The organism is Bacteroides sp. K03 (genome assembly GCF_019734355.1).
GTDB classification, from domain to species: Bacteria; Bacteroidota; Bacteroidia; order Bacteroidales; family Bacteroidaceae; genus Bacteroides; species Bacteroides nordii.
In genome coordinates this window covers 199165-220677 of record NZ_JAASHC010000005.1, presented here as the reverse complement: position 1 = coordinate 220677, position 21513 = coordinate 199165, and the positions used below count along the sequence as shown (strand labels likewise).

Sequence of the window (21513 nt, the reverse complement as noted above, 5' to 3'; positions counted from 1 at the left end):
GGAAGGGCAGGATTAGAGTTGCTAAGAATTAAGATGGTGATGGAACATGTCTTTTTCAACTAAATTGAAGAAGAACCATTTAACACTAACATAAATGTACACTCTTACAAGTCTAAAAGCAGGAGCTTATTGCCCTCTGAAAAACAAGACATTAAGTATTCAATCAACAAATATATTCTATTCCGGATTTTCTTCCTATCAATGTCTATAATTGCTTTTTGAACAACTATTCATATATCGAAGAAATTAGAATGCCCCCTTCTTTCACTATCTGCTTTAGATAAAACTACGGTATTACACAAAAAACACAAGTTATATAGAATAGCGTAGTTCTTTTATTTATTCGAACCACCGCACTACACTATATAACTTGTGCCAAAGTAAGATAGCAGCCAGCTCTTTTATCGCGCCAGCTGCTATTTCAATTATCTAACAACTATTTTAGCTACATAAGATCCAACACGTACCACATACATAACATCTTTATCGATATTAGTAGAAATCACGTTATCTGTTCCTTCGTAAACCTTCACACCTTGTGTTGTATACACTTCAATTGTTTCAGTAGCTTCATTATTAGCTACACAAATCGCTCCGTTTTCACTATATACGCGAACATCAGAAAGCGAATTGTTATCAATTCCGGTAGGAGCCGTTATCTTCAGTACACCATTTACATAAGTAACTTCATAATTGGCAGCTGTACCTTTGGTTATAGCAATTGCAAACTCGTCACCAACTTTCGCATCAGATGGAATTTCCTTTTCAAGAGCAGCAACAGGAACTTTTGTACCAAATGCTTTTGCTACATCTTCATCGTAAACAAATCCATCGTATGTCAACTCAAAGGTTTCAGGTGCCGGACTTCCAATAAGTAAAGCCACATCTTTAGCTGTAACTGTAAGCGGAGCTTTAGCAATAGGAATGTCTACACGTTTTGACAGAGCCATATATTCATCATTAGCAGCAACCTTAATGGTTACATAAGTAGATGCATATGCAGATTTAATAGTCAAAGTTTTACCAGACACAGTAAGTCGGCTGGTACTTGAAGGAGTAATGGTATAATCAACAGATTCACCCTTATCATTCTTCACGATAAAAGGAGCTTCAAAAGGAGCATCACCATATACTTTCTCTATCTTTTCCGCGTTTTCTACTGTATATGCCTTTAAAGCTTTTACAGTCAATCCTGTATAAGTCTTGAATTCATAATTATCCAATACCTTTTGAGGGAATTTCACTGTCAGAGGAACAACTTCTCCAACTGCTGCAGTTTTAGGTGCTTTGTCAAATACTACATTAACCGTATCATTACCTAATGCTTCCATCACAGCAGCATCCTCTTTATATACAAATCCACTATAAGTAATTCTATAGTCAATATCAGACCCATATACGAAAAGCCCCTGAGCATCATTCTTGTTCAAATTAACTTTCGTACCATCCAAGTCATAATAAGGATAGACTGTCAGGAATGTTTTCCGGATTTCGGCACCATTATTGACAAAAGTTACATTATAGTTATTAGTTGAAACGGTTGTCAATGGATCACTTGAACCGGTAAATGAGAAGACAATGGGACGATAGTTTCCTATAACCTCATCCGTTGCCTCTTTTCCGGCAGCACCACTTGATATATAAATATTCTTTGTATCAAATATCTTATGTACCACATCGACTATCGTACCCTCACCATCATCATTTTTCAGTCCTTCATATTCAAATTCAACCCCATAGTCCGTACCATTGGCAGCTACTGACGAAGAAGTATTGAAGCTTATCGTCTTACCACGCTGACACCATGCCTTCAAAGTCATAGTCAATGATGCTTTTTCAATGGTCACCGTCACTGGGTCAGAAACAGCAGGTAATGCACCTTCTTTCTCCTGATGTGCCACTACAGTAGTAGTACCTGCACCAATAGCATAGAATTTCTTCGTTTCGGAATCATACTTCAGCACTTTGTCACTTCCAATTGTATAAGTGAACGGCACCTCTGTATTGGTTGATGTAAATGGTATTTCAAACCCATCACCATATACTTGAGACATATCAGCAGGAGCGGTTATATCGCCCACATAACTTCCTTTAAAGGTCAACGTATAGACATACGTCTTATTCACATCAGAAGTAGCATTGTCAGCACAAGTCACAGTCAGAGTCTTTATTACTTCATTAGCATCTTCCTTTGTTGTAGCTTCAGTTACCACTGCATCTTTACCAAAGGCTTTAGCTACAATCGCTTTATTGTGCTCGTTATAAGCCAGGTTATATTCAAACTTATCCGGATCGAATCCCGTAAGTTCTTCGCCACCCAACGTTACCGAACTCAATTTAGCATTATAAACAAGTGCAGCATCGTCTACCCACAATGTATTTTCTTTACCGATATCAGCACGTACCCAATAGTTACCTCCTGAGAATACTATATTCATCTTTTCAGGAACCAATTTTCCGTTTTCACCCTCTACATAGTTGACCGGAATAGAAAGACGTACCCAACCGTCTCCTTCAGTTTCTTTAGTAATGGTGTATTCAGTACTGGCAATCAAGACACCATCACCTTTTGTTTCGGCAGGGATAATTTCCTTTCCTAATATAGCCCGATCCTGATCGTCCACCTCTACATAGGTAACATCATTACCACTATGAGAATTAATTATTTTAGATTTAAAAGTTCCCTTCCACAGGTATACCAATACCTTAGCTGTCTCATTGGGCTTTTCTGTTCCTAATTTACGTTTATAATACACAGTCAGAGAATCCGGACGATAAGTGAAATCAATACCACCGTTTACTCCACCATTACTCATATCATTCCCCCCCAGCATACCGGACATATCAGCAAAAACCCACATTTTGCCTAAAGTGACAAAAGCAGGAGCATTAGCACCTATTCCCAACATACCAACATAATCATTCATAATTTTAGCACCGGTTCCTGTACGGCCTGCATCAGGAAATACAAACTCCTTACCTACTATAATCTGGTATACATTTGAAGCGGTCCACCCTACAGGTTGTTTACCTACCAGCTTTCCCTCAGCAGGATAGCAATCTTCCCACTCTTCAAAATCTCCTTTAATTTGCTGTGCCAACGCACTTCCTGCGTACAACACAACACACATCATTAAAGTAATAAATTTCTTCATACACTTCTCTTTTTAATATAAATACAATCTTTCGTGAACCATAAACCGGAAATCCCCTATTGATTCACATCATTCATAAAAACGTTGCAAAGTAACAACCGTTTTTGTTTTCAGTCAAGGTCTATTTCTGTAATCTTATATCCTATTACTAAGGTATTTTATCATTTTACCCTATAAATCACTAAAATAAAGGTGTCTATTACCACTTTTTTATGTCCTATAACTAAAATAAAAATACCTATTCATAAAATACTTGTATCTTTGGACTGTAAAAAAGAGAATAGACATGAAAAAAGAGTTACCCAAAATAGATATTAATGAAGATTTTGTAATAGGTAGTAATGCCGATATAGATCCTAATATACTAAATCTCTACACCAGCTATCCATGCCGACTTAAAGCCGAAGTCTTTGTACTTTGCATGGGCGGGAGTATTGAAGCCAGTATAAACCTTTCGGACTATACCATAAAGAAACATGATTTCGTAACGCTCTCTCCAGCAAGTATCATTCAGATTAACAAGATAGAAGGTGATTTAAAACTCTATTTCATGGTATTTTCTTCCGATTTTATTAACGGGATAAGTAAAACCAAAGCTATTATTGACCTTATTTATATAACTAAAAATCACCCGGTATTATCTCTGCCTCAGGAGTTTGCCAATATTTATGAAGAGTTCTTTCTACTCATGATGAAAGTATATTATAAGAAGCGGTCCCCTTATAACCCGGAGATACTAAAATGTATGTTGTTATCTATTCTATACAGGCTGAGTGATATGTATCATGAACGCCCTGTTCGGAACGAAAGCAGTTTAAACAGAAGTGAAGATATATGTAAAGCATTTGGAAATCTGGTAATTCAACACTACACACAGGAAAGAAATATTTCATATTATGCACAACAACTAAACATAACACCTTCCCATCTGAGCAATACCGTAAAACATGTCACAGGGAAGACCGTCATGGATATCATTTCAGAAGTGGTCATTGTTGATGCACAAGCACAGCTAAAGTCAACCAATACACCTATACACGAAATTGCAGATTCATTAAACTTTCCGAATGTATCTTTCTTTGGGAAGTATTTCAAACGACTCACAGGAATGAGTCCTCAGCAGTACCGAAACAGCGATAAATAGAGACTATATCCCCAAAAGAACAAATACATACGGTTTATAAATAACAACAGAGAGTAAAGTTAACTTTACTCTCTGTTGTTATAAACAAATGATATTGATCAACTTAATTACTCTGCAATCAATTTAGCCACATAAGAGCCGATACGTACTACATACATGGTTCCCTTTTCGATATTTGCAGTAATCACGTTATCTGTCCCTTTATACACCTGCACTCCCTGAGTTGTATATACTTCAACTATATCAGTAGCTACATTATTAATTACACAAATAGCCCCGTTCTTACTATATACACGAACATCAGACAGAGAATTAGTAGTAATACCTACATTAGTAGCAATTGTAAGAATACCATTTACTGCCACTAAATCGTAATTATCCGATTTACCCGGATCAACAACAATTGAAAACTCATCACCTACTTTTACATCTGACGGAATTTCTGTTCCAAGAACTGCTGATGGTGCCGTAGTAAAGACTTTGGCCGAATCATCCTCATTGACAAACCCCGTAAATTCAAGCTCAAATGTCTTTGGAGTTTCTTCTCCTAAAGGTAAACTTACGTTTTTAGCTTTAACAGTAAATGGAGCTTTTGCTATATCTATATTCACAATTTGCTCTTTTCCAGCCAACGTTTCCGTAGGTGTTACATATAGAATAAGCGTTTCTTTTCCGGCTTTTGTCATCGTAACAGTTCCCTCGTTATCAACTGCCGTTGAATTATAAGTTCTCTCAATACTATATTCAACTTCCTCGTCTTTTGTAACAGTCAGCTTTCTTTTTTCTCCATAAGTAGCATTCAAATCCTTCTCTGTTACAGAGAAATTCGGTGCAGGAGCTGTTTTTACAATTCCACCTTCTGTCAAATCACTCACCAATTCATGATTTGGGAACGTACTTTCATCAGGCAGAGTTACCGTCAATGATGAAGTAGTACCCGCCGGTGAGTTCTTCGTAATGTCAGGACATTGGAAAACTGGCAGATTTGATTCAACAATAGTCGCATTTTCACCTGATAAGAATCCTGAGAAATAAGGACGAATACAGCTTGCATCTTCACCTACAGGAATTACTATTTCCTTTGCTCCGGAACTGGCCCATATAAACTTACCTGCATATTTTGCAGCTACTTTCACCAATGTTTTTTTGATTAGCATCTTCTGGTCCGATAGAAATTCCATGTCATAATGAGCGGTTGTATTTCCACCAGATCCCGTTAGTTTCAACGTTGCAGCACGATATCCCCCTACCACTTCAGCTTTTCCGGTAGGTGCACTCACACTGATATTACGATCACCCAAAGCAGCGCTCAAATCATCCCCGTTTTTTAAACCCTTTATAGAGAATTCGGCATCACAGCTATTTCTTTTCAGCCTCTCTGCCGGATCCGCATACCATGTAGCATATTGTCCACGACGACACCAAGCTGTTCCTTCTTTAAACGACACTGTGAGTTTTGCTTTAGAAATAGTTACATTAAAAGGTTCCGAAGTAGCGGGAGCAAAGTTTGCATCAGCAACCTGCTTAGCCACAATCGTTGCACTACCTACCCCAATCATTTTAAACTTCTTGGTATCACTATCATATTTTAAAACGCTTTCATCTGAAATTTCATAACTCATCTCTGCCGGATTGTTAGAAGTAAAGTTTAACAATGCCTCATCTCCATATACATATTCATGCGAAACCTCTGTTGGAAGACCGATAATAGCCTGAGCTCCCTGGAAAGTAACTGTATAAACATATGTTTTCGTAACATCCTTTGTAGTATTGTCCGTTACTGTAATTTCCTTTACAACCTTTGTGGCTGTTTTCTCTTTTTCAACAATTGATACTTCTGCATCCTTGCCCCAAGATAATACCTCAAATCCCTTAGAAGCTTCAGCATAAGGCAGTACGTAATTATACACATCAGACTTAAACCCTGTGATCGAAGTTCCGCCAACAGTGATATCCTTCAATTGAGCATTATACACCAAAGCAGCATCATCTACCCACAGAGTATTGCCAGCACCAATTTCCGAACGAATCCAATAGTTGCACCCCGAAAATACAATATTCATTTTTTCCGGAATATCTTCCGTAATATAAGTAATAGGAATAGAAAGACGAACCCATTCGCTTTGAGCACCTTCAATCGTATATTCTGCACTTCCGATCAACACTCCATTACTACCCCCTAATATTTCAGCACCTCCTTTTCCCAAAACAGCTCTATCCTGATCAACAACCTCTTTATAAGTTGGCTCCTCAAAACCTGTCTGATCTTCCTTTAGTACATGTCCAGCAATAACCTTAGATTTAAAAGTACCTTTCCACAAATAAATCAAAATCTTAGCTGATTCATTAGGGTTTTCGGTTCCTAAAGCACGTTTATAATATACAGTAAGCGAATCTAGTCTATTAGTAAAAGAAATGCCACCTGTAACCCCTCCATCACTCAAATCTTTTGCATCAGGATAAGCTTCAGGATTCAGACTCGCCATCATTCCTTGCACATCAGGAAATACCCATGTATTTCCTAAAGTAATAAAAGCAGGAGCATTGGCTCCCAAGAAACCTGGTATACCAACAAACTCGTTTGTAATCTTAGGGGCAGAACCCATATGTCCTGCGGCATCGATTGTCACAAACTCTTTGGTCATTCCCATCTGAGAAACGTTTGAAGCCGTCCAGCCTTGCGGTTGCTTTCCTACAGTGGCCCAATCAGGACCGTAAGCACCAACAGCATCCCATGCAATACAATCTTCCCAAGCTTCGAAATCACCCTTAATTTGCGGACCCTTCATAACTTCTCCGGTAGGAGCAAATTTCAATATATAAGTATGCTGGTTCTCTCCACCATCATTACCAGTAACAATAATATTAATATTGTTACCATTTGCTTGAATTTCTACTTTAGCTCCCTTACCATCAGATACAGCTACGATGTCACTTATAGCAGGTACTTCGCCCCGAATTCCATAGGTATATGTATTTTTATCAAAACCGGCCAAAGCCACTCCATTAATGGTAATTGATTCAAGCTTGGAGTTATAAATCATTTGAATATCATCTACACTTAAAGCATCACCGGCTGTACCCACTCCAGGAGTCTTATTGGTAGAAAAAGAGGTTAACATATACTTCTGATCTGTATATGTTTTATATAAGTCATTATCATTATATTCAAAAGGTATTGTGTACTGAGTCCACTCAACATTAGGAACAATTTCAGAATACGCTTTGGCAATGCGAGCAGCTTTCTCAGCATCTTCACCCATAATAGTCGAAGGATCCTTATATTCTGTACCCGTGTGTAATATCATACTAACAGAAGCATTTCCTTTAGATGTATCTTTGGACTCAAACTTCAACCAGACCTTTACAGAATCTGGCATACCAGCAAACTTACAATGCCCGTTCTCATTATCCATTTCTGAATAATTATAATTACTTTTATCTGATGCCGTAGTAGACCCCATATTTACAATACCAGTAGTAAGATTACCATTAGAAATAGTACCTATAAAATTCTTTCTACCAATAATTTGGGCTGCATATCCTACTCCATCTCTCCCAGCAATCTGATCCAGTTTACCTGTTTGATCTGCAAGCACAAAAGCGGCACCAACAACATCGCCCTTAGCATCATAAAATGAATGCCAAAAATCAGGTGTCATTTCTGTATACATAACCTTTCCAAGCCTATTTTTTTTCTCATTCTTAGTCCAATTGGCTTCAAAATCAGAATTTGGAATCTGATAGTTCTGTGCCATAACAGATCCACCAAACACCAATGCACAAATACATGCAGTAATTGTTCTCTTCATTCTTTTTTTTGTTTTTTAAATTAACTGTTTCAATTCCATTTTTATCTCAAAAAAAACATTGCAAAATACGGTATTTCTGAATATCCCTACAAGGTCTATTCCTTCTAATTTATGTCCCATTACTTAATTCTTTTATTTACCTCTCTATATATTACACAAATACAATAAATATATCCTTTTTTCATGTTCTATAACTTAAATACCTGTACCTATTCATAAATTATTTCTATATTTGAGCGCACATTAAACAAATTAAATAATTATGGAAAAGATATTGCCCAAAATAGATATAACCGAAGACTTCGTAATTGGGAATAATACAGACATAGATAATAGTATATTGAGTCTTTATACCCAATATCCTTGCCGGCTTAAAGCTGAAATTTTTGTGCTTTGTATGGGAGGAAGTCTGGAAGCTACCATCAACTTAACAGATTATACTATCCGGGAAAATGATTTTATCACACTTTCTCCGGGAAGCATCATCCAGATAAATAAGATTGAAGGCAAATTAAAGCTTTATTTCATGGTATTCTCTTCCAAATTTATTGAAGGAATAAGCAAAACAAAATCAATTATTGACCTTATCTATATAACCAAAAACCATCCGATACTATCGTTACCAAAGGAATTCGCCTGCATTTATGAGGAATTTTTCACACTCATGATGAAAATATATTATAAAGAACATTCTCCTTACAACCCCGAAATATTGAAGTGTATGCTTCTTTCAATTCTATACAGACTGAGCGATATGTATCACGAACGTCCCATACGGAGTGAAACAGCATTAAGTAGAAGCGAAGAGATATGTAAAACATTCAGTCATCTGGTAATTCAACATTATACCACAGAAAGAAATATCTTATATTATGCAAAGCAGATGAATATAACACCTACTCATCTGAGTAACACTGTAAAACATGTTACCGGAAAGACTGTCATGGATATTATATCAGAGGTTGTAATAGTAGATGCCAAAGCACAACTAAAATCAACCAATATACCCATACATGAAATTTCAGACTCCCTGAACTTCCCTAATGTGTCTTTCTTTGGAAAATATTTTAAGCGCCTTACCGGTATGAGCCCTCAACAATATCGAAACAGCGATAAATAAAAGTAAAGTTATCAACTATAGTGTTAGATAAATTGTTATATTTGCAATATACAATCTCTTAAATTACACAACATCATGTTCAATTCATTCGGAAACATATTCAGACTCACCAGCTTTGGAGAATCTCACGGGAAAGGCATCGGAGGCGTTATTGACGGCTTTCCGGCAGGTATCAGGATTGACGAAGAGTTCGTCCAAAAAGAACTCAGTCGTCGTCGTCCGGGACAATCGGCCATTACCACCTCACGCAAAGAAGAAGATAAAGTAGAGTTTCTTTCAGGGATCTTCGAAGGGAAATCTACCGGTTGCCCTATCGGATTTATTGTATGGAATCAGAATCAGCATTCCAACGATTACAATAATTTGGAGTATGTATATCGTCCATCGCATGCCGATTATACTTATAAAGTAAAATATGGCATTCGCGATCATCGTGGTGGCGGACGATCTTCTGCACGAGAAACTATTTCACGTGTTGTTGCAGGTGCATTAGCTAAATTAGCATTAAAGCAATTGGGCATTCATATCACAGCTTATACATCACAAGTGGGCCCCATCAAGCTGGAAGGAAATTATACTGATTATGATCTGGATCTGATTGAAAGTAATCCCGTACGTTGTCCTGACCCGGAAAAGGCAAAAGAGATGCAAGACCTTATATACAAGATAAAGGGAGAAGGGGATACCATTGGCGGAGTATTGACTTGTGTAATCAAGGGCTGTCCCATCGGATTGGGACAACCGGTATTCGGAAAGCTACATGCTGCACTTGGAAACGCCATGCTGAGTATCAATGCTGCCAAAGCTTTTGAATACGGTGATGGATTTAAAGGCCTAAAGCAAAAAGGTTCGGAACAGAATGATGTGTTTTACAATAACAACGGACGTATTGAGACACGTACGAACCATTCGGGAGGTATCCAGGGTGGTATCAGTAACGGACAGGATATCTTCTTCCGCGTTGCGTTCAAACCGGTAGCTACAGTATTGATGCAGCAGGAAACCGTGAATATAGACGGTATCGATACTACTTTAAAGGCACGCGGACGCCATGATCCTTGTGTATTGCCCCGTGCAGTACCTATCGTAGAAGCAATGGCTGCTATGACAATACTCGACTATTATTTACTGGATAGAATGACACAGCTATAGTTTAGCAGTCAGCAGTTAGTAGTCAGTAGCTGGAATCCTTTCGGGCATATCAACACTTACATGCTGCATAGATTCTATCTACTAACTACTAAATTCCAACTTCTTATTCTATCTACTAACTACTAAATTCTAACTTCTTATTCATTATGAGTTATATTAAAGACTATATTGCGGCTAATGAATCGAAAATGATGGAAGATTTGTTCAGCCTCATCCGTATCCCAAGTATCAGCGCTTTGCCGGAACATCATGATGATATGTTGGCCTGTGCACAACGCTGGAGTCAGCTATTGCTGGAAGCCGGAGCAGACGAAGCTATCGTTATGCCTTCAAAAGGAAATCCAATGGTGTTCGGACAAAAAATTGTAGATCCGAATGCCAAAACAGTACTTGTGTATGCGCACTACGACGTAATGCCTGCTGAGCCATTGGAACTTTGGAAGAGTGCTCCCTTTGAACCGGAAATACGTGACGGTCACATTTGGGCACGAGGTGCAGACGATGATAAAGGACAAGCATTCATTCAGGTGAAAGCCTTCGAGTATCTGGTCAAAAATGAGTTATTGAAAACGAATGTAAAATTCATTTTTGAAGGAGAAGAAGAGATTGGTTCACCAAGCCTTGAAGCATTCTGTGAAGAGCATAAGGAGCTATTGAAAGCAGACGTCATATTGGTATCCGACACCAGCATGTTAGGAGCTGATCTGCCTTCACTTACTACCGGATTAAGAGGCCTTGCTTACTGGGAAATAGAGGTGACAGGCCCCAATCGTGACCTCCATTCCGGACACTTTGGGGGTGCGGTAGCCAACCCTGTCAATGTACTTTGTGGCATGATCAGTAAAGTAATAGATGCCGACGGACGTATCACAATCCCAGGTTTCTATGATGATGTGGAAGAGGTACCTCAAGCCGAACGGGAAATGATTGCACATATTCCATTTGATGAAGAAAAATATAAAGCAGCTATCGGCGTAAAAGAATTATCCGGCGAAAAAGGATACAGCACGTTGGAACGCAACAGTTGTCGTCCTTCATTCGATGTTTGTGGTATATGGGGAGGTTATACTGGCGAAGGTTCAAAAACTGTTCTTCCTTCAAAAGCATTTGCCAAAGTATCCTGCCGACTGGTTCCACACCAGGATCATCATAAAATATCAGAACTATTTGCCAATTACATCCGTGCTACCGCTCCGGATACTGTTCAGGTGAAAGTAACCCCCATGCATGGCGGACAGGGATACGTATGTCCCATCTCTCTCCCTGCTTATAAAGCTGCCGAAAAAGGATTTGAAATCGCATTTGGGAAAAAACCACTTGCAGTACGCCGCGGAGGAAGTATCCCCATTATCTCTACATTTGAACAAGTGCTTGGCATCAAAACAGTACTGATGGGATTCGGACTGGAATCGGACGCTATTCATTCTCCCAATGAAAACTTCTCACTGGATATCTTTAGAAAAGGTATTGAAGCAGTGGTGGAGTTTTATAAGGAATATGGGAAATAGTGATTAGTGATAAGTGATTAGTACCATGCGGAGTATGGCGCAGCCATTAATCACTTATCACTACCCCGTTAATCACTATTTCTCACGGCAATCTGAACAGGAAGGTAAATGACTTACCATTCTGGAAATCTTTATAAGCATCTCCTGCATAAATCTCTCCATTGGTCAATGACAATTTCTTCACACTTGCTTTCGGACTAAAATCTACTTTCTTCAAGTCTACCCAGAAAAGATTGGGAGTCAAGGTTGATTCAAAGTAATATACTTTATCTTTCTGATCGGATACAGAACGCCAGCGGGTAGAAGAAATATGAGGTTTATCCGGGGTAGAAATACCAAAAGGAACAGATACATTTCTCATTATGCTTAATACACTGGGAACGGCAATTTTCGGATCAGCTGTTTGAGGAATGGCATGTACGTAGAATGAGGCACGTACAAAACGATCACTCGAACGATTTGTACCGGGTAACATCTGCAGCCCTCCCACTTCTTTCCAGTAATCATTGACAGCTAACTGAAGATCATAACGTGGAGAATTCGTCATCACCTGATATTCTTTACCTTCGTGAATGATAAGATTCCCATCAATATATTCCAACACAGCACTATTTCCGGTTTCATCCGTAATAGCCATATGCAAAGTAGAAGCTGAGCCATTGGGCAGATTAGGTGCATCAATACGGAAGGTTTCTTTCTTTAACTCTTCCACAGCTTCACGTACGGTAGCAAAGTTATCAAGTATATATTGTGTCCAGATGGCAATTCCCATTACCGGACGGGTATCATTCGGGCGAATGTAGTTAGATTCCGGCAAAAATAACAAGCTGGCTACAAGCCCCTTCTCATTCATTCCATCACAGGCACCCATATCATAGGCAGAGGCAACGATGCTTCCATATTTGGAGGTCCAATTCAAAGCCTCTCCCCTATCATAGCTCACCCGCTTAATGCCACGAGGAAACAGATAAAGATTGGACATTATATCCTCCTTCCAATCCATTGTTCGCCCGGTCACAACCATATTTTCCGGACCGATATATACAGCACGGGTACAAGCTTCGGACTTCTGCATTCCTATTGAGAACGCAGCAACAAGTGCCGTCAAGGCAACCATTTTCTTTGTTACTTTCATCATTATTATCTTATTAAAAAGTTATAAGCCGGATATAAAGTCGCTTTATTTCTGTACGGTATTTCACCACAGAGTAGCACAGAGTTTCACAGAGTTTTAAATCTTTATCGAAACGCAGATGAACGCAGATTTTCGCAAAGGGAAACAAATGTATGATAAAGAACTACAGCCTTTTAATCTGCGTTTCATCAGATAAATAAAACTCTGTGCCCTCTGTGTCCTCTGTGGTGAACTCAATCTTATATCTACTTCTTCAATAAGAACAATCAATAAGAAGAACTGGTTTATCAAAAGACAGGTTTATTTATACAATCCGTAGGTAGTACGCAATACCTGGAATTCGGTACGGCGATTGATAGCATTACAAATTTCCTGCTGCTCCGGAGTAAGAGTCTTTATGAATTCCTCTGTCAGCACATTACCTTCTTTAAGGAAAGGAGCCGATTTCATAACTGATTTATTCACCACTTTCGGCTTGCTCTCTCCATATCCTTTCGCAGTAAGTCGGTCTGTAGAAATTCCTCCCTTAATTAAATAACGGACAACAGACTCCGCCCGACGCTGAGAAAGGCGCTCGTTATAAGCATCATTTCCTTTATAATCACAGTGAGCAGCCAATTCAATAGTCACATTCGGATTATCATTCAGCAGACGAATCAGTTCATCAAGTGCAGTTGCTGATGCAGGAGTAAGATCGGCACGGTCAAATTCATAAAAGATATTTTCGATAAGTACCGGGCGGGTAATAGAAGCCAATGGAAATTCAACTTCATAACTGCGGTCTACCTGAGCAGTATCTGTGATAAGTTCCTGTTTACCATTCAAGTATCCACGGCAAGAAGCTAACATTACATAGCGTTGTCCCGGATTAAGGCGTTGGACAAACGAACCGTTTTTCTTCACATCTATTTTCAGATACGTACCATCGTCACCCACCAGTGTTACTACTGCTTCGGGCAATGCATCCCCCTCCTTGTCATACACCCATCCGGTGAGGGTATGATTAACTTCAGGGAGCTCAAAACTATAGATATGATCCCAACCACGGGCATCTCCACGATTGGAAGAGAAAAAGCCCCGCTGACGTCCCGGTTCAAAGGTCATACCAAAATCATCTCCCATGGAATTAACCGGGAAACGCATATTTTCTACTTTCCACCTACCGGATACAGAATCCAGATCGGCACGGAAAATATCAAGTCCTCCCATACCGGGATGACCATTAGAAGAGAAATACAACTCTCCTTTAGGGCCAAATGTAGGAAACATCTCGTCACCCGCTGTATTAATATCAGGTCCCAGATTGTCTACATACCCGAAACCGTCCTTAACTACATTGATCCGCCACAAATCGAGTCCGCCGTATCCTCCCGGCATATCAGAAACAAAATAAAGAAAATCTCCCTGCGGAGACATAGCAGGATGGGCCACAGAAGAAAGCGAATCATTCAGGATGGCACATTTAGTAGGCGTTCCCCAATTGGCTCCGGTTCGTGAAGAGGCATATATCTCAGCATATACCGGTGCCTCTGGCGATGTGCGGCAACGAGTAAGATACATGGTTTTACCATCCGCAGAGAAGGAGCAGGCACCGTCTTCAAATTCACTGTTTACTTCTGATTCCAACGGTTCCGGCTTCTGCCAGTTCTTTTTTTCATCCCGTTTAGAATAGAATATATCTGCGCTTTTCATGCCGGTGATTCCATTCAAATCATTTCCCTTTGCTTCGTTTCGGGTAGAAGTAAAATAGACAACATCGGCATCTTCACCCGCATACATGGGAGAATAGTCACTACGCCGGGAGAAAAAGATGGGTTCCCGCTTTACGATGTGCCGCGTAGGATGCTCTTTCCACTCTTGTGCCTGTTGGCAAGAAAAAAGTCCGTTCAACGCCAATGTGTCATTGGGCTGATATTGAAGATAAGTTTCATAAGAAGAAACAGCAGGTTTATACTCTCCATTCTTACGCTGACTTTCAGCAAGATAAAAGAAAGTAACTGAATCCGGATAATGATAACGGATTGCATTCATATAAGCTCCCTTTGCCCGGACATTATAGTTTATCAGACGATAACAGCCTGCCATCTTATAAGCGATCTCGCCTCGGAGTTTTCGTTGTTTGGGAGGAGTACCGGCATAAGCTTTCCGATAATATTTAGCTGCATCAAAATATTCGCCACGGGCATAACTCTGCTCGGCTTTCTTCAAGCTACGCCCTGCTCCACAGGAAGCAAGCAAGAAAAGGGCAAGTATATAGATGAGTTTACGGTACATAGACATTATATATAAACAGAATAAAGGGAGAAATATTGTATTAGTGATGAGTGATTAGTGATAAGTGATTAGTGATAAGTGATTAGTACCATGCGGTATATAGCACCGCCGCTAATCACTTATCACTAATCACTCATCACTATTCCTTAATCACTACCCTATATCCACATCCATTCTTCCATTCAGAACATCCGTAAGCTGTCTTACCTTTTATTATTGTTCCTTTGCCACAAAGAGGACAAGGCTGACCGATCAAAGAATCATTGTTTGCAACATTACCGGGAGTGACTGCCGGAGTTGAAGGAACATCTGTAGACACAACGGACGGTTGTTGCACGGATGACGCCCCGGTAGTTGAAACCGCTTTCGGTTTCTTTTCTTTAGGAGCAGCAGGCTTACGTTCTCTTTTCTTTGGCTCTTTCTTTTTAGCCGCCTCCTCTATCTGAACCGCTTCCTGAATGGTAATACGCCGATTGGTATTGTCAGACAGCACACTCGTCACAATCTCCGAAACCATCTGTTTTAATTCCTCCAGAAACTGGCGGGCATCATAAGTCTTTTTTTCTATTTCACGAAGTTTCTTCTCCCAGATTCCGGTTAGTTCAGCCGATTTGAGAAGTTCCTCATGAATAATCTGTATCAATTCTACACCTGTAGGCGTAGCTATCAGATTCTTCTTTTCTTTACGGATATAGTTACGTTTGAACAATGTCTCAATGATAGCAGCACGGGTAGACGGACGTCCGATGCCATTCTCTTTCAATGCATCCCGAAGTTCGTCGTTATCTACCAATTTACCAGCCGTCTCCATGGCACGAAGCAGAGTAGCTTCGGTGTAAGGACGAGGGGGTTGAGTCCATTTCTCATTCAAATCAGGGATATGAGAGCCATTCTCACCTTTTACAAAGGCTGGAAGTACATTCTCCTCTTCTCCTTCTTTCTCTTCGGTAGGGTCTTTCACATCTTTGGCAAAAACAACCCGCCATCCAGGTTCCAGAATCTGTTTACCGGTTACCTTAAATTCAATTCCGTCTACTTCACCCATTACGGTGGTAGTAGATATTTTACAATCGGAATAAAACACAGCAATAAACCGACGTGCTATCAGATCGAACACCCGGCGTTCCATATCCGTCAGGTTCTGTGGAGGTACCCCGGTCGGGATAATAGCATGGTGATCGGTCACTTTCGAGCTATCAAACACCTTCTTAGATTTGGGTAAAGTAACACCAGCCAAAGGAGCGGTCAGCAACTCATAGTCACGAAGCCCTTTTAGAATGTTAGGACACTTCGGATAAATATCATCACTCAAAAAAGTAGTGTCTACACGCGGATAGGTAGTCACTTTCTTCTCATAAAGTGATTGAATCAGTTTCAATGTTTCGTCAGCCGAATAAGCGAATTTCTTGTTACATTCTACCTGCAACGAGGTCAGGTCGAAAAGACGGGGAGCATACTCTTTACCATCTTTTTTGACTACGGAAGTCACTGTGAAAGGCAGATTTTTAATACGTTCGACCAAAGCTTCCCCCTCTTCGCGATTGGCAATGGGATCAATGCCCGGATTCTCTGTCCGCTTTACTTTCCCTCCTGATTTTTCTTCTTCTGCTGCCAGTTCTTCATCACTTTTCCGGATAAGAGCCGAAAAAACAGTATCCCGATAAGTTGTTTTCAGTTCCCAATACTGTTTAGACTGGAAGTTCTCGATCTCCAATTGCCGATTCACAATCAGTGCCAGTGTAGGTGTCTGTACGCGTCCTATAGATAATACTTGCTTGTTCTGACCATACTTGATCGTGTACAGGCGGGTAGCATTCATGCCCAAAAGCCAGTCACCTATAGCACGGGACATTCCGGCTTCATAGAGCGATTGAAACTCTGCCTGATCCTTTAATTTAGCAAATCCCTCTTTTATGGCCTCCTCCGTCAATGAGGAAATCCAAAGACGCTTCACCGGGCAACGAGCTCCTGCTTTTTGCATCACCCAGCGCTGAATAAGTTCTCCTTCTTGTCCGGCATCACCGCAGTTTATGATTTCATCTGCGCTTTGCATCAGCCATTCAACTGTACGAAACTGCTTTTCATAGGTAGGATTACTTATCAGTTTTATTCCAAAACGCGGTGGAATCATCGGAAGACTACCCAGACTCCATGATTTCCAGTTAGGCGTATATTCATGTGGTTCTTTCAGTGTACAAAGATGACCAAAGGTCCATGTCACCTGATATCCGTTTCCTTCTATGTATCCGTCTTTCCGTTCTCTGGCACCCAAAATATCAGCTATATCACGTGCCACTGAGGGCTTTTCGGCAATGCAAACTATCATCCTTTTATCTTTTTTAGTGATGCAAAGGTAGACAAATTTAAGGTATAGCCCAAAAGAGTGTACACTTTTGTCTGATGAGAGTGTATACTGAAAAAATTTATTTTTTACTAGGGACATCTTTATCTTATCTGCTTTACTAAAAGACGAGGAGTAGCTTTACTTATTCTCCAACCGTCTATTATTAAAGACAACCTTTTCTTAAAAACCACCCGTACCATGAAGAATATCCTTTTATTCACTCTATTATTGTGTTGTGTTACACTCAGGTCACAAACGTATAGCATCTATCCTATCCCACAAAAAACAACCATGAATGGCAATAGTATAGAAATGACCCGGGAAGTAAATCTTATTAAGGAATCCGGAATAAATGAAATTATCAGTAATCGTATTCAAGAGGTTCTGACTAATGCCGGAATCAATTTTACGATCAGTGATGTACTTACTGATGATAAAACAAATATTCTTATAGGAATCAACGGTTCTAAAGAAACTGCCGACAATTATGCATCTACCCATTCACTCTCTGAAGATGTTTTCAACGTTACATCCAATAAATTCGATCCTTATCTGTTGCAGATAAATAAGAACCATAGTAAAGGCGATATACTCATTCTGGGTGATAATAACGGATCAGCCTATTATGGTTTGGCCACATTGGAACAAATACTGGAACAAGCCGATAACAACCACTTATCAGCCGCCACTTTTGAGGATTATGCCCACACTCAATACCGGGGTATTGTTGAGGGTTTCTACGGACATCCATATAGCGTGGAAAGCAGACTCAGCCTGTTGGATTACTGCAAACGATATAAAATGAATATGTTTGTCTATGGTCCTAAAGCAGATCCTTATCATGCAGGAAAGTGGCGGGAAGACTATCCATTAACCCTGACAGATCAGCAACGCTATATGGGATTGGTCACACAAGATGATTTACGCAGACTGGCTGCCAAAGCCAAAGCCTGCAATGTGGATTTCGTATGGTCTATTCATCCGGCATTGGAAGGTGGAGGTATAAATTTCAGTAATTTAGATCCTGGAATCGAAGACATTATACACAAATTTGATGCTTTGTATAAGTTAGGAATACGACACTTCGGTGTATCTATCGATGACATGAGCGGCCATCCGTACAATCAATCGGAATTGGCAGATAAGACTCAGACAAAACTATATGAGAAGTTCAACAAAACCGGAGTCACTGAAGACGACAAAGTGGGGCCTTTATTATTTGTTCCCACCCAATATGCATTGAATTACGGTACCGGAACACTTTCGGCCTTCAAAAACATACATAAAGATGTGGTGGTAGCCTTCACTGGTTACGACTGTTTTTCTAATATCCGGGGCAGTGCTTGCGATCGGATGGCAGATCTGATAGGACGCAACCCGGTCATGTGGTGGAACAATCCGGTAAACGATGATTATGACGAATTTCTTTATATGCACGGACTCACTGCACGCTGGAGTATAGAGGATAAAAGCCCGGTCTCTTCTCTGCAAGGACTGATATTAAACCCCATGAATCAGGGACAAGCTTCTAAAATAGCCTTATTCGGTGCAGCAGATTACTCATGGAATCCTTCAAAGTTCAACGGATCCGATAATTGGGAAGCTTCACTTGCTTCTATAGTGAAAGAACCGGAACTACGAGATGTACTTAAAACCTTTATTAATATAGTAAGCGCATATACCACTCATGATACGCGAACACCGGAAGGCGAAAAGTTCGCACCTCTTTATACAGCTTTCCAATCATCTTATTCCAAAGGCAATGTACCTGACGCTACGGAACTAATAAATGAGATGAAAAAAGCGAATGCTGCCTGCAAATTATTAGCATCATTAAAAGAGAGTGAAAACCAGGAGTATAACCTGTTTTATGAAGATATAAAAAGTTGGCTTGCCAAGGTGGAATCAATGACAGATATTGTTGTCAAGTCAATCAGTTTTATGAAGAACGATGCAGGGCTTTCTGCATGGACAGACTTTGCTGAGATTCAGGCAAAAGCACAAAAGATACACACTGATTCTGCCTTTCTGTTGAGTGTGTTTGAAGGTAAAGGTACCAGCACATACGAGGTGTTTAAAGAGGTTCAGCCAACTCCCAAATATCTGGACCCGTTTGTAGATTTCCTGGCTGATAAAATAAAGGATTATGCTCCGCGACTTCCGGACAGATCACGCGAGATGGAAATTATCACCAATATCTACAATTTATCGGGGGTATCCATTGAAACGAATGACATGACAAGATTATCCGGTCTGAACACTGTTACATTAAAACCGGAAGAATACGTAGGCATCTATTTTAATGCAATCAAAGAAGTGGCAGTCGAGTTTCTGCCCACAAATCTTACAAGTACGCTATCTACAGAGTATTCTATGAATGGAAAAGAGTGGAGTACTTTTATACCGGACCATAGCATTGCTCAGGAAATGGCTTATTTCCGCATCAAAAACAAAAGTAAATCCACACATGCTATTCCAATAAATGAAATCTCATTCAGAATGCCAGCCTCAGAAAGTTCAGTTCCTATAAACGTAACAACGAATATGGGAACTTACCAAACATACAATATAAAGAATGTAATAGACGGAAATTACTCCACAAAATTCTGGAGTGATAAGGCACAAAAGGCAGGTGAATATATCCAACTGGACTTTGGTTCGTCCGCAGCCCGTTATCAGATCACCCTGCATTTTACCGAAGGAGATACGCCTACAGGAGAAGCACAGATTCAGATCTCTGATGATGCACAGAGTTGGACAACTATAAAAGCATTCACTTCTTCGGATATTTCAGATAAGATATATACTTGTAATGCCAATGGCCGGTTTGCCAGATACGTTCGCTTGTATCTGCAATCTGTGGGAGGAGGAGACTGGTTTCAATTAGCAGAATTTGAAGTGACAGGTGCCCGTATCACTCCTGTCGCGGAAGACAATGAAGGAAATCTGGTGGCTTTACTGGACGACCGTAGCCTTTCGTCGGGTTATAAAGGCAAAGGAGAAGGGCATATTATCTATCGTTTTATTGAGAACCTTGCGATAGATGAAATTCAAATCTTTCATAACAGCATGTTCACGTCCGCAAGCACTAAGCCTACCATAATGATATATGCCAATGGAAAATGGATTGCCAAAGGAGAACTGGATGCTCCCTGTACTTCCGTTCCAGTCTCCGATTTGAAGAATATCTTGCAACTAAAGATTAGTTGGAATAAAGACAATATACCGGTTCTTTATGAAATAATGCCTGTCGGAGAACCGTATGTGGAAGAAGCATCCCCTCCTACCGGTATCCTTTCTGAAACAGGTTCTGCAAATGCTTCAATTTTCATTGAAGGAAATCATGTACGGATAGCATCCCGGATATTAATAAAAAGGATCATTATTACAGATCTATCAGGACAAAAAATAAAAGATATAAGCGTAAATCAGAACTCCATAGAAATTCCTATACATGAAAAACAGGTTTTGATAGTAAACGTATATCTCAATAATAATGAGACGGTAACAGCCAAAGTAGCACGATAAAGCACTTTTATTGATAAACTTTTATCAAAGATATAGTCTTTATGCGAATCAGTAGTTGAAATTCTATTTTAACCCAATCAGCATTGAGCTTAATAACCTCTGCTGTTACCATCAGGCTCTTACACCGTATCAATAAAGTCCTGTCTTATAGAGTATCGTAGGAAGCCTCGGTGTGTAACATTGTTTTAGATGTACATGTAAAGCAGTACGACATGCACATGTGGGACAGTACGACATGCACATGTGGAGCAGTGAAACATGTACATGTAAAACAAGGCTGCTCACCAGGGAAAGGAACGTTCCTTCCTGAGAAAGCCAAAGTACAACACCGAGCGGTGATG

At 39.9% G+C, this 21513-nt stretch carries 10 protein-coding genes; 5 read left to right on the top strand and 5 right to left on the bottom strand.

Annotated features, from left to right (window positions below):
* Positions 1–425 precede the first annotated feature (425 nt).
* A complete protein-coding gene (locus HCG69_RS06315; RefSeq protein WP_025866520.1) occupies positions 426–3155 on the bottom strand; it encodes an MBG domain-containing protein in 2730 nt (909 codons plus the stop codon).
* Between the two features lie 286 nt (positions 3156–3441).
* Between HCG69_RS06315 and HCG69_RS06310 the strand changes: the two genes are divergently transcribed.
* Positions 3442–4299 carry an AraC family transcriptional regulator gene (locus HCG69_RS06310; RefSeq protein ID WP_221649341.1) on the top strand — a complete coding sequence of 286 codons (858 nt, stop codon included), beginning with the start codon at positions 3442–3444 and terminating at the stop codon, positions 4297–4299.
* A gap of 107 nt (positions 4300–4406) precedes the next feature.
* Here the strand turns inward: HCG69_RS06310 and HCG69_RS06305 are convergent, their stop codons facing one another.
* Positions 4407–8111, bottom strand: coding sequence for an MBG domain-containing protein (locus HCG69_RS06305; RefSeq protein ID WP_221649340.1), 3705 nt, complete (start codon positions 8109–8111; stop codon positions 4407–4409).
* Between the two features lie 262 nt (positions 8112–8373).
* Here HCG69_RS06305 and HCG69_RS06300 point away from each other — a divergent pair, with 262 nt between their 5' ends.
* The 3 genes from HCG69_RS06300 (at position 8374) to HCG69_RS06290 (ending at position 11891) form a co-directional block, all read left to right on the top strand.
* Positions 8374–9231: an AraC family transcriptional regulator gene (locus HCG69_RS06300; protein WP_221649339.1), complete on the top strand. Its 858-nt coding sequence runs from the start codon at positions 8374–8376 to the stop codon at positions 9229–9231.
* 75 nt (positions 9232–9306) lie between these two features.
* Positions 9307–10383: a chorismate synthase gene (gene aroC, locus HCG69_RS06295; protein ID WP_002559432.1), complete on the top strand. Its 1077-nt coding sequence runs from the start codon at positions 9307–9309 to the stop codon at positions 10381–10383.
* 146 nt (positions 10384–10529) lie between these two features.
* Entirely contained in the window at positions 10530–11891 is a 1362-nt protein-coding gene (locus tag HCG69_RS06290; RefSeq protein ID WP_007484232.1) for a dipeptidase, read from the top strand.
* Between the two features lie 82 nt (positions 11892–11973).
* Here the strand turns inward: HCG69_RS06290 and HCG69_RS06285 are convergent, their stop codons facing one another.
* The 3 genes from HCG69_RS06285 to HCG69_RS06275 all read right to left on the bottom strand — a co-directional run bounded on the left by HCG69_RS06285 (position 11974) and on the right by HCG69_RS06275 (position 17626).
* Positions 11974–13008 (bottom strand): linear amide C-N hydrolase, encoded by a 1035-nt coding sequence (locus HCG69_RS06285; protein WP_221649346.1) that lies wholly within the window; start codon positions 13006–13008, stop codon positions 11974–11976.
* Between the two features lie 318 nt (positions 13009–13326).
* Positions 13327–15300, bottom strand: a complete 1974-nt coding sequence (locus tag HCG69_RS06280) for an OmpA family protein (protein ID WP_221649338.1) — start codon at positions 15298–15300, stop codon at positions 13327–13329.
* 139 nt (positions 15301–15439) lie between these two features.
* On the bottom strand, positions 15440–17626 hold the full coding sequence (locus tag HCG69_RS06275; protein ID WP_221649337.1) for a DNA topoisomerase 3: 2187 nt from the start codon (positions 17624–17626) through the stop codon (positions 15440–15442).
* Positions 17627–17842: 216 nt separating this feature from the next.
* On the opposite strand from HCG69_RS06275, the gene HCG69_RS06270 reads away from it, so the two are divergent.
* Positions 17843–21172: a beta-N-acetylglucosaminidase domain-containing protein gene (locus HCG69_RS06270; RefSeq protein ID WP_221649336.1), complete on the top strand. Its 3330-nt coding sequence runs from the start codon at positions 17843–17845 to the stop codon at positions 21170–21172.
* The last annotated feature ends 341 nt before the right edge of the window (positions 21173–21513 follow it).

Coding starts and splice junctions, on each gene's coding strand:
- HCG69_RS06270 (WP_221649336.1), top strand. CDS start 17,843: ATGAAGAATATCCTTTTATTCACTCTATTATTGTGTTGTGTTACACTC.
- HCG69_RS06290 (WP_007484232.1), top strand. CDS start 10,530: ATGAGTTATATTAAAGACTATATTGCGGCTAATGAATCGAAAATGATG.
- HCG69_RS06285 (WP_221649346.1), bottom strand. CDS start 13,008: ATGGTTGCCTTGACGGCACTTGTTGCTGCGTTCTCAATAGGAATGCAG.
- HCG69_RS06300 (WP_221649339.1), top strand. CDS start 8,374: ATGGAAAAGATATTGCCCAAAATAGATATAACCGAAGACTTCGTAATT.
- HCG69_RS06315 (WP_025866520.1), bottom strand. CDS start 3,155: ATGAAGAAATTTATTACTTTAATGATGTGTGTTGTGTTGTACGCAGGA.
- aroC (WP_002559432.1), top strand. CDS start 9,307: ATGTTCAATTCATTCGGAAACATATTCAGACTCACCAGCTTTGGAGAA.
- HCG69_RS06305 (WP_221649340.1), bottom strand. CDS start 8,111: ATGAAGAGAACAATTACTGCATGTATTTGTGCATTGGTGTTTGGTGGA.
- HCG69_RS06275 (WP_221649337.1), bottom strand. CDS start 17,626: ATGATAGTTTGCATTGCCGAAAAGCCCTCAGTGGCACGTGATATAGCT.
- HCG69_RS06280 (WP_221649338.1), bottom strand. CDS start 15,300: ATGTACCGTAAACTCATCTATATACTTGCCCTTTTCTTGCTTGCTTCC.
- HCG69_RS06310 (WP_221649341.1), top strand. CDS start 3,442: ATGAAAAAAGAGTTACCCAAAATAGATATTAATGAAGATTTTGTAATA.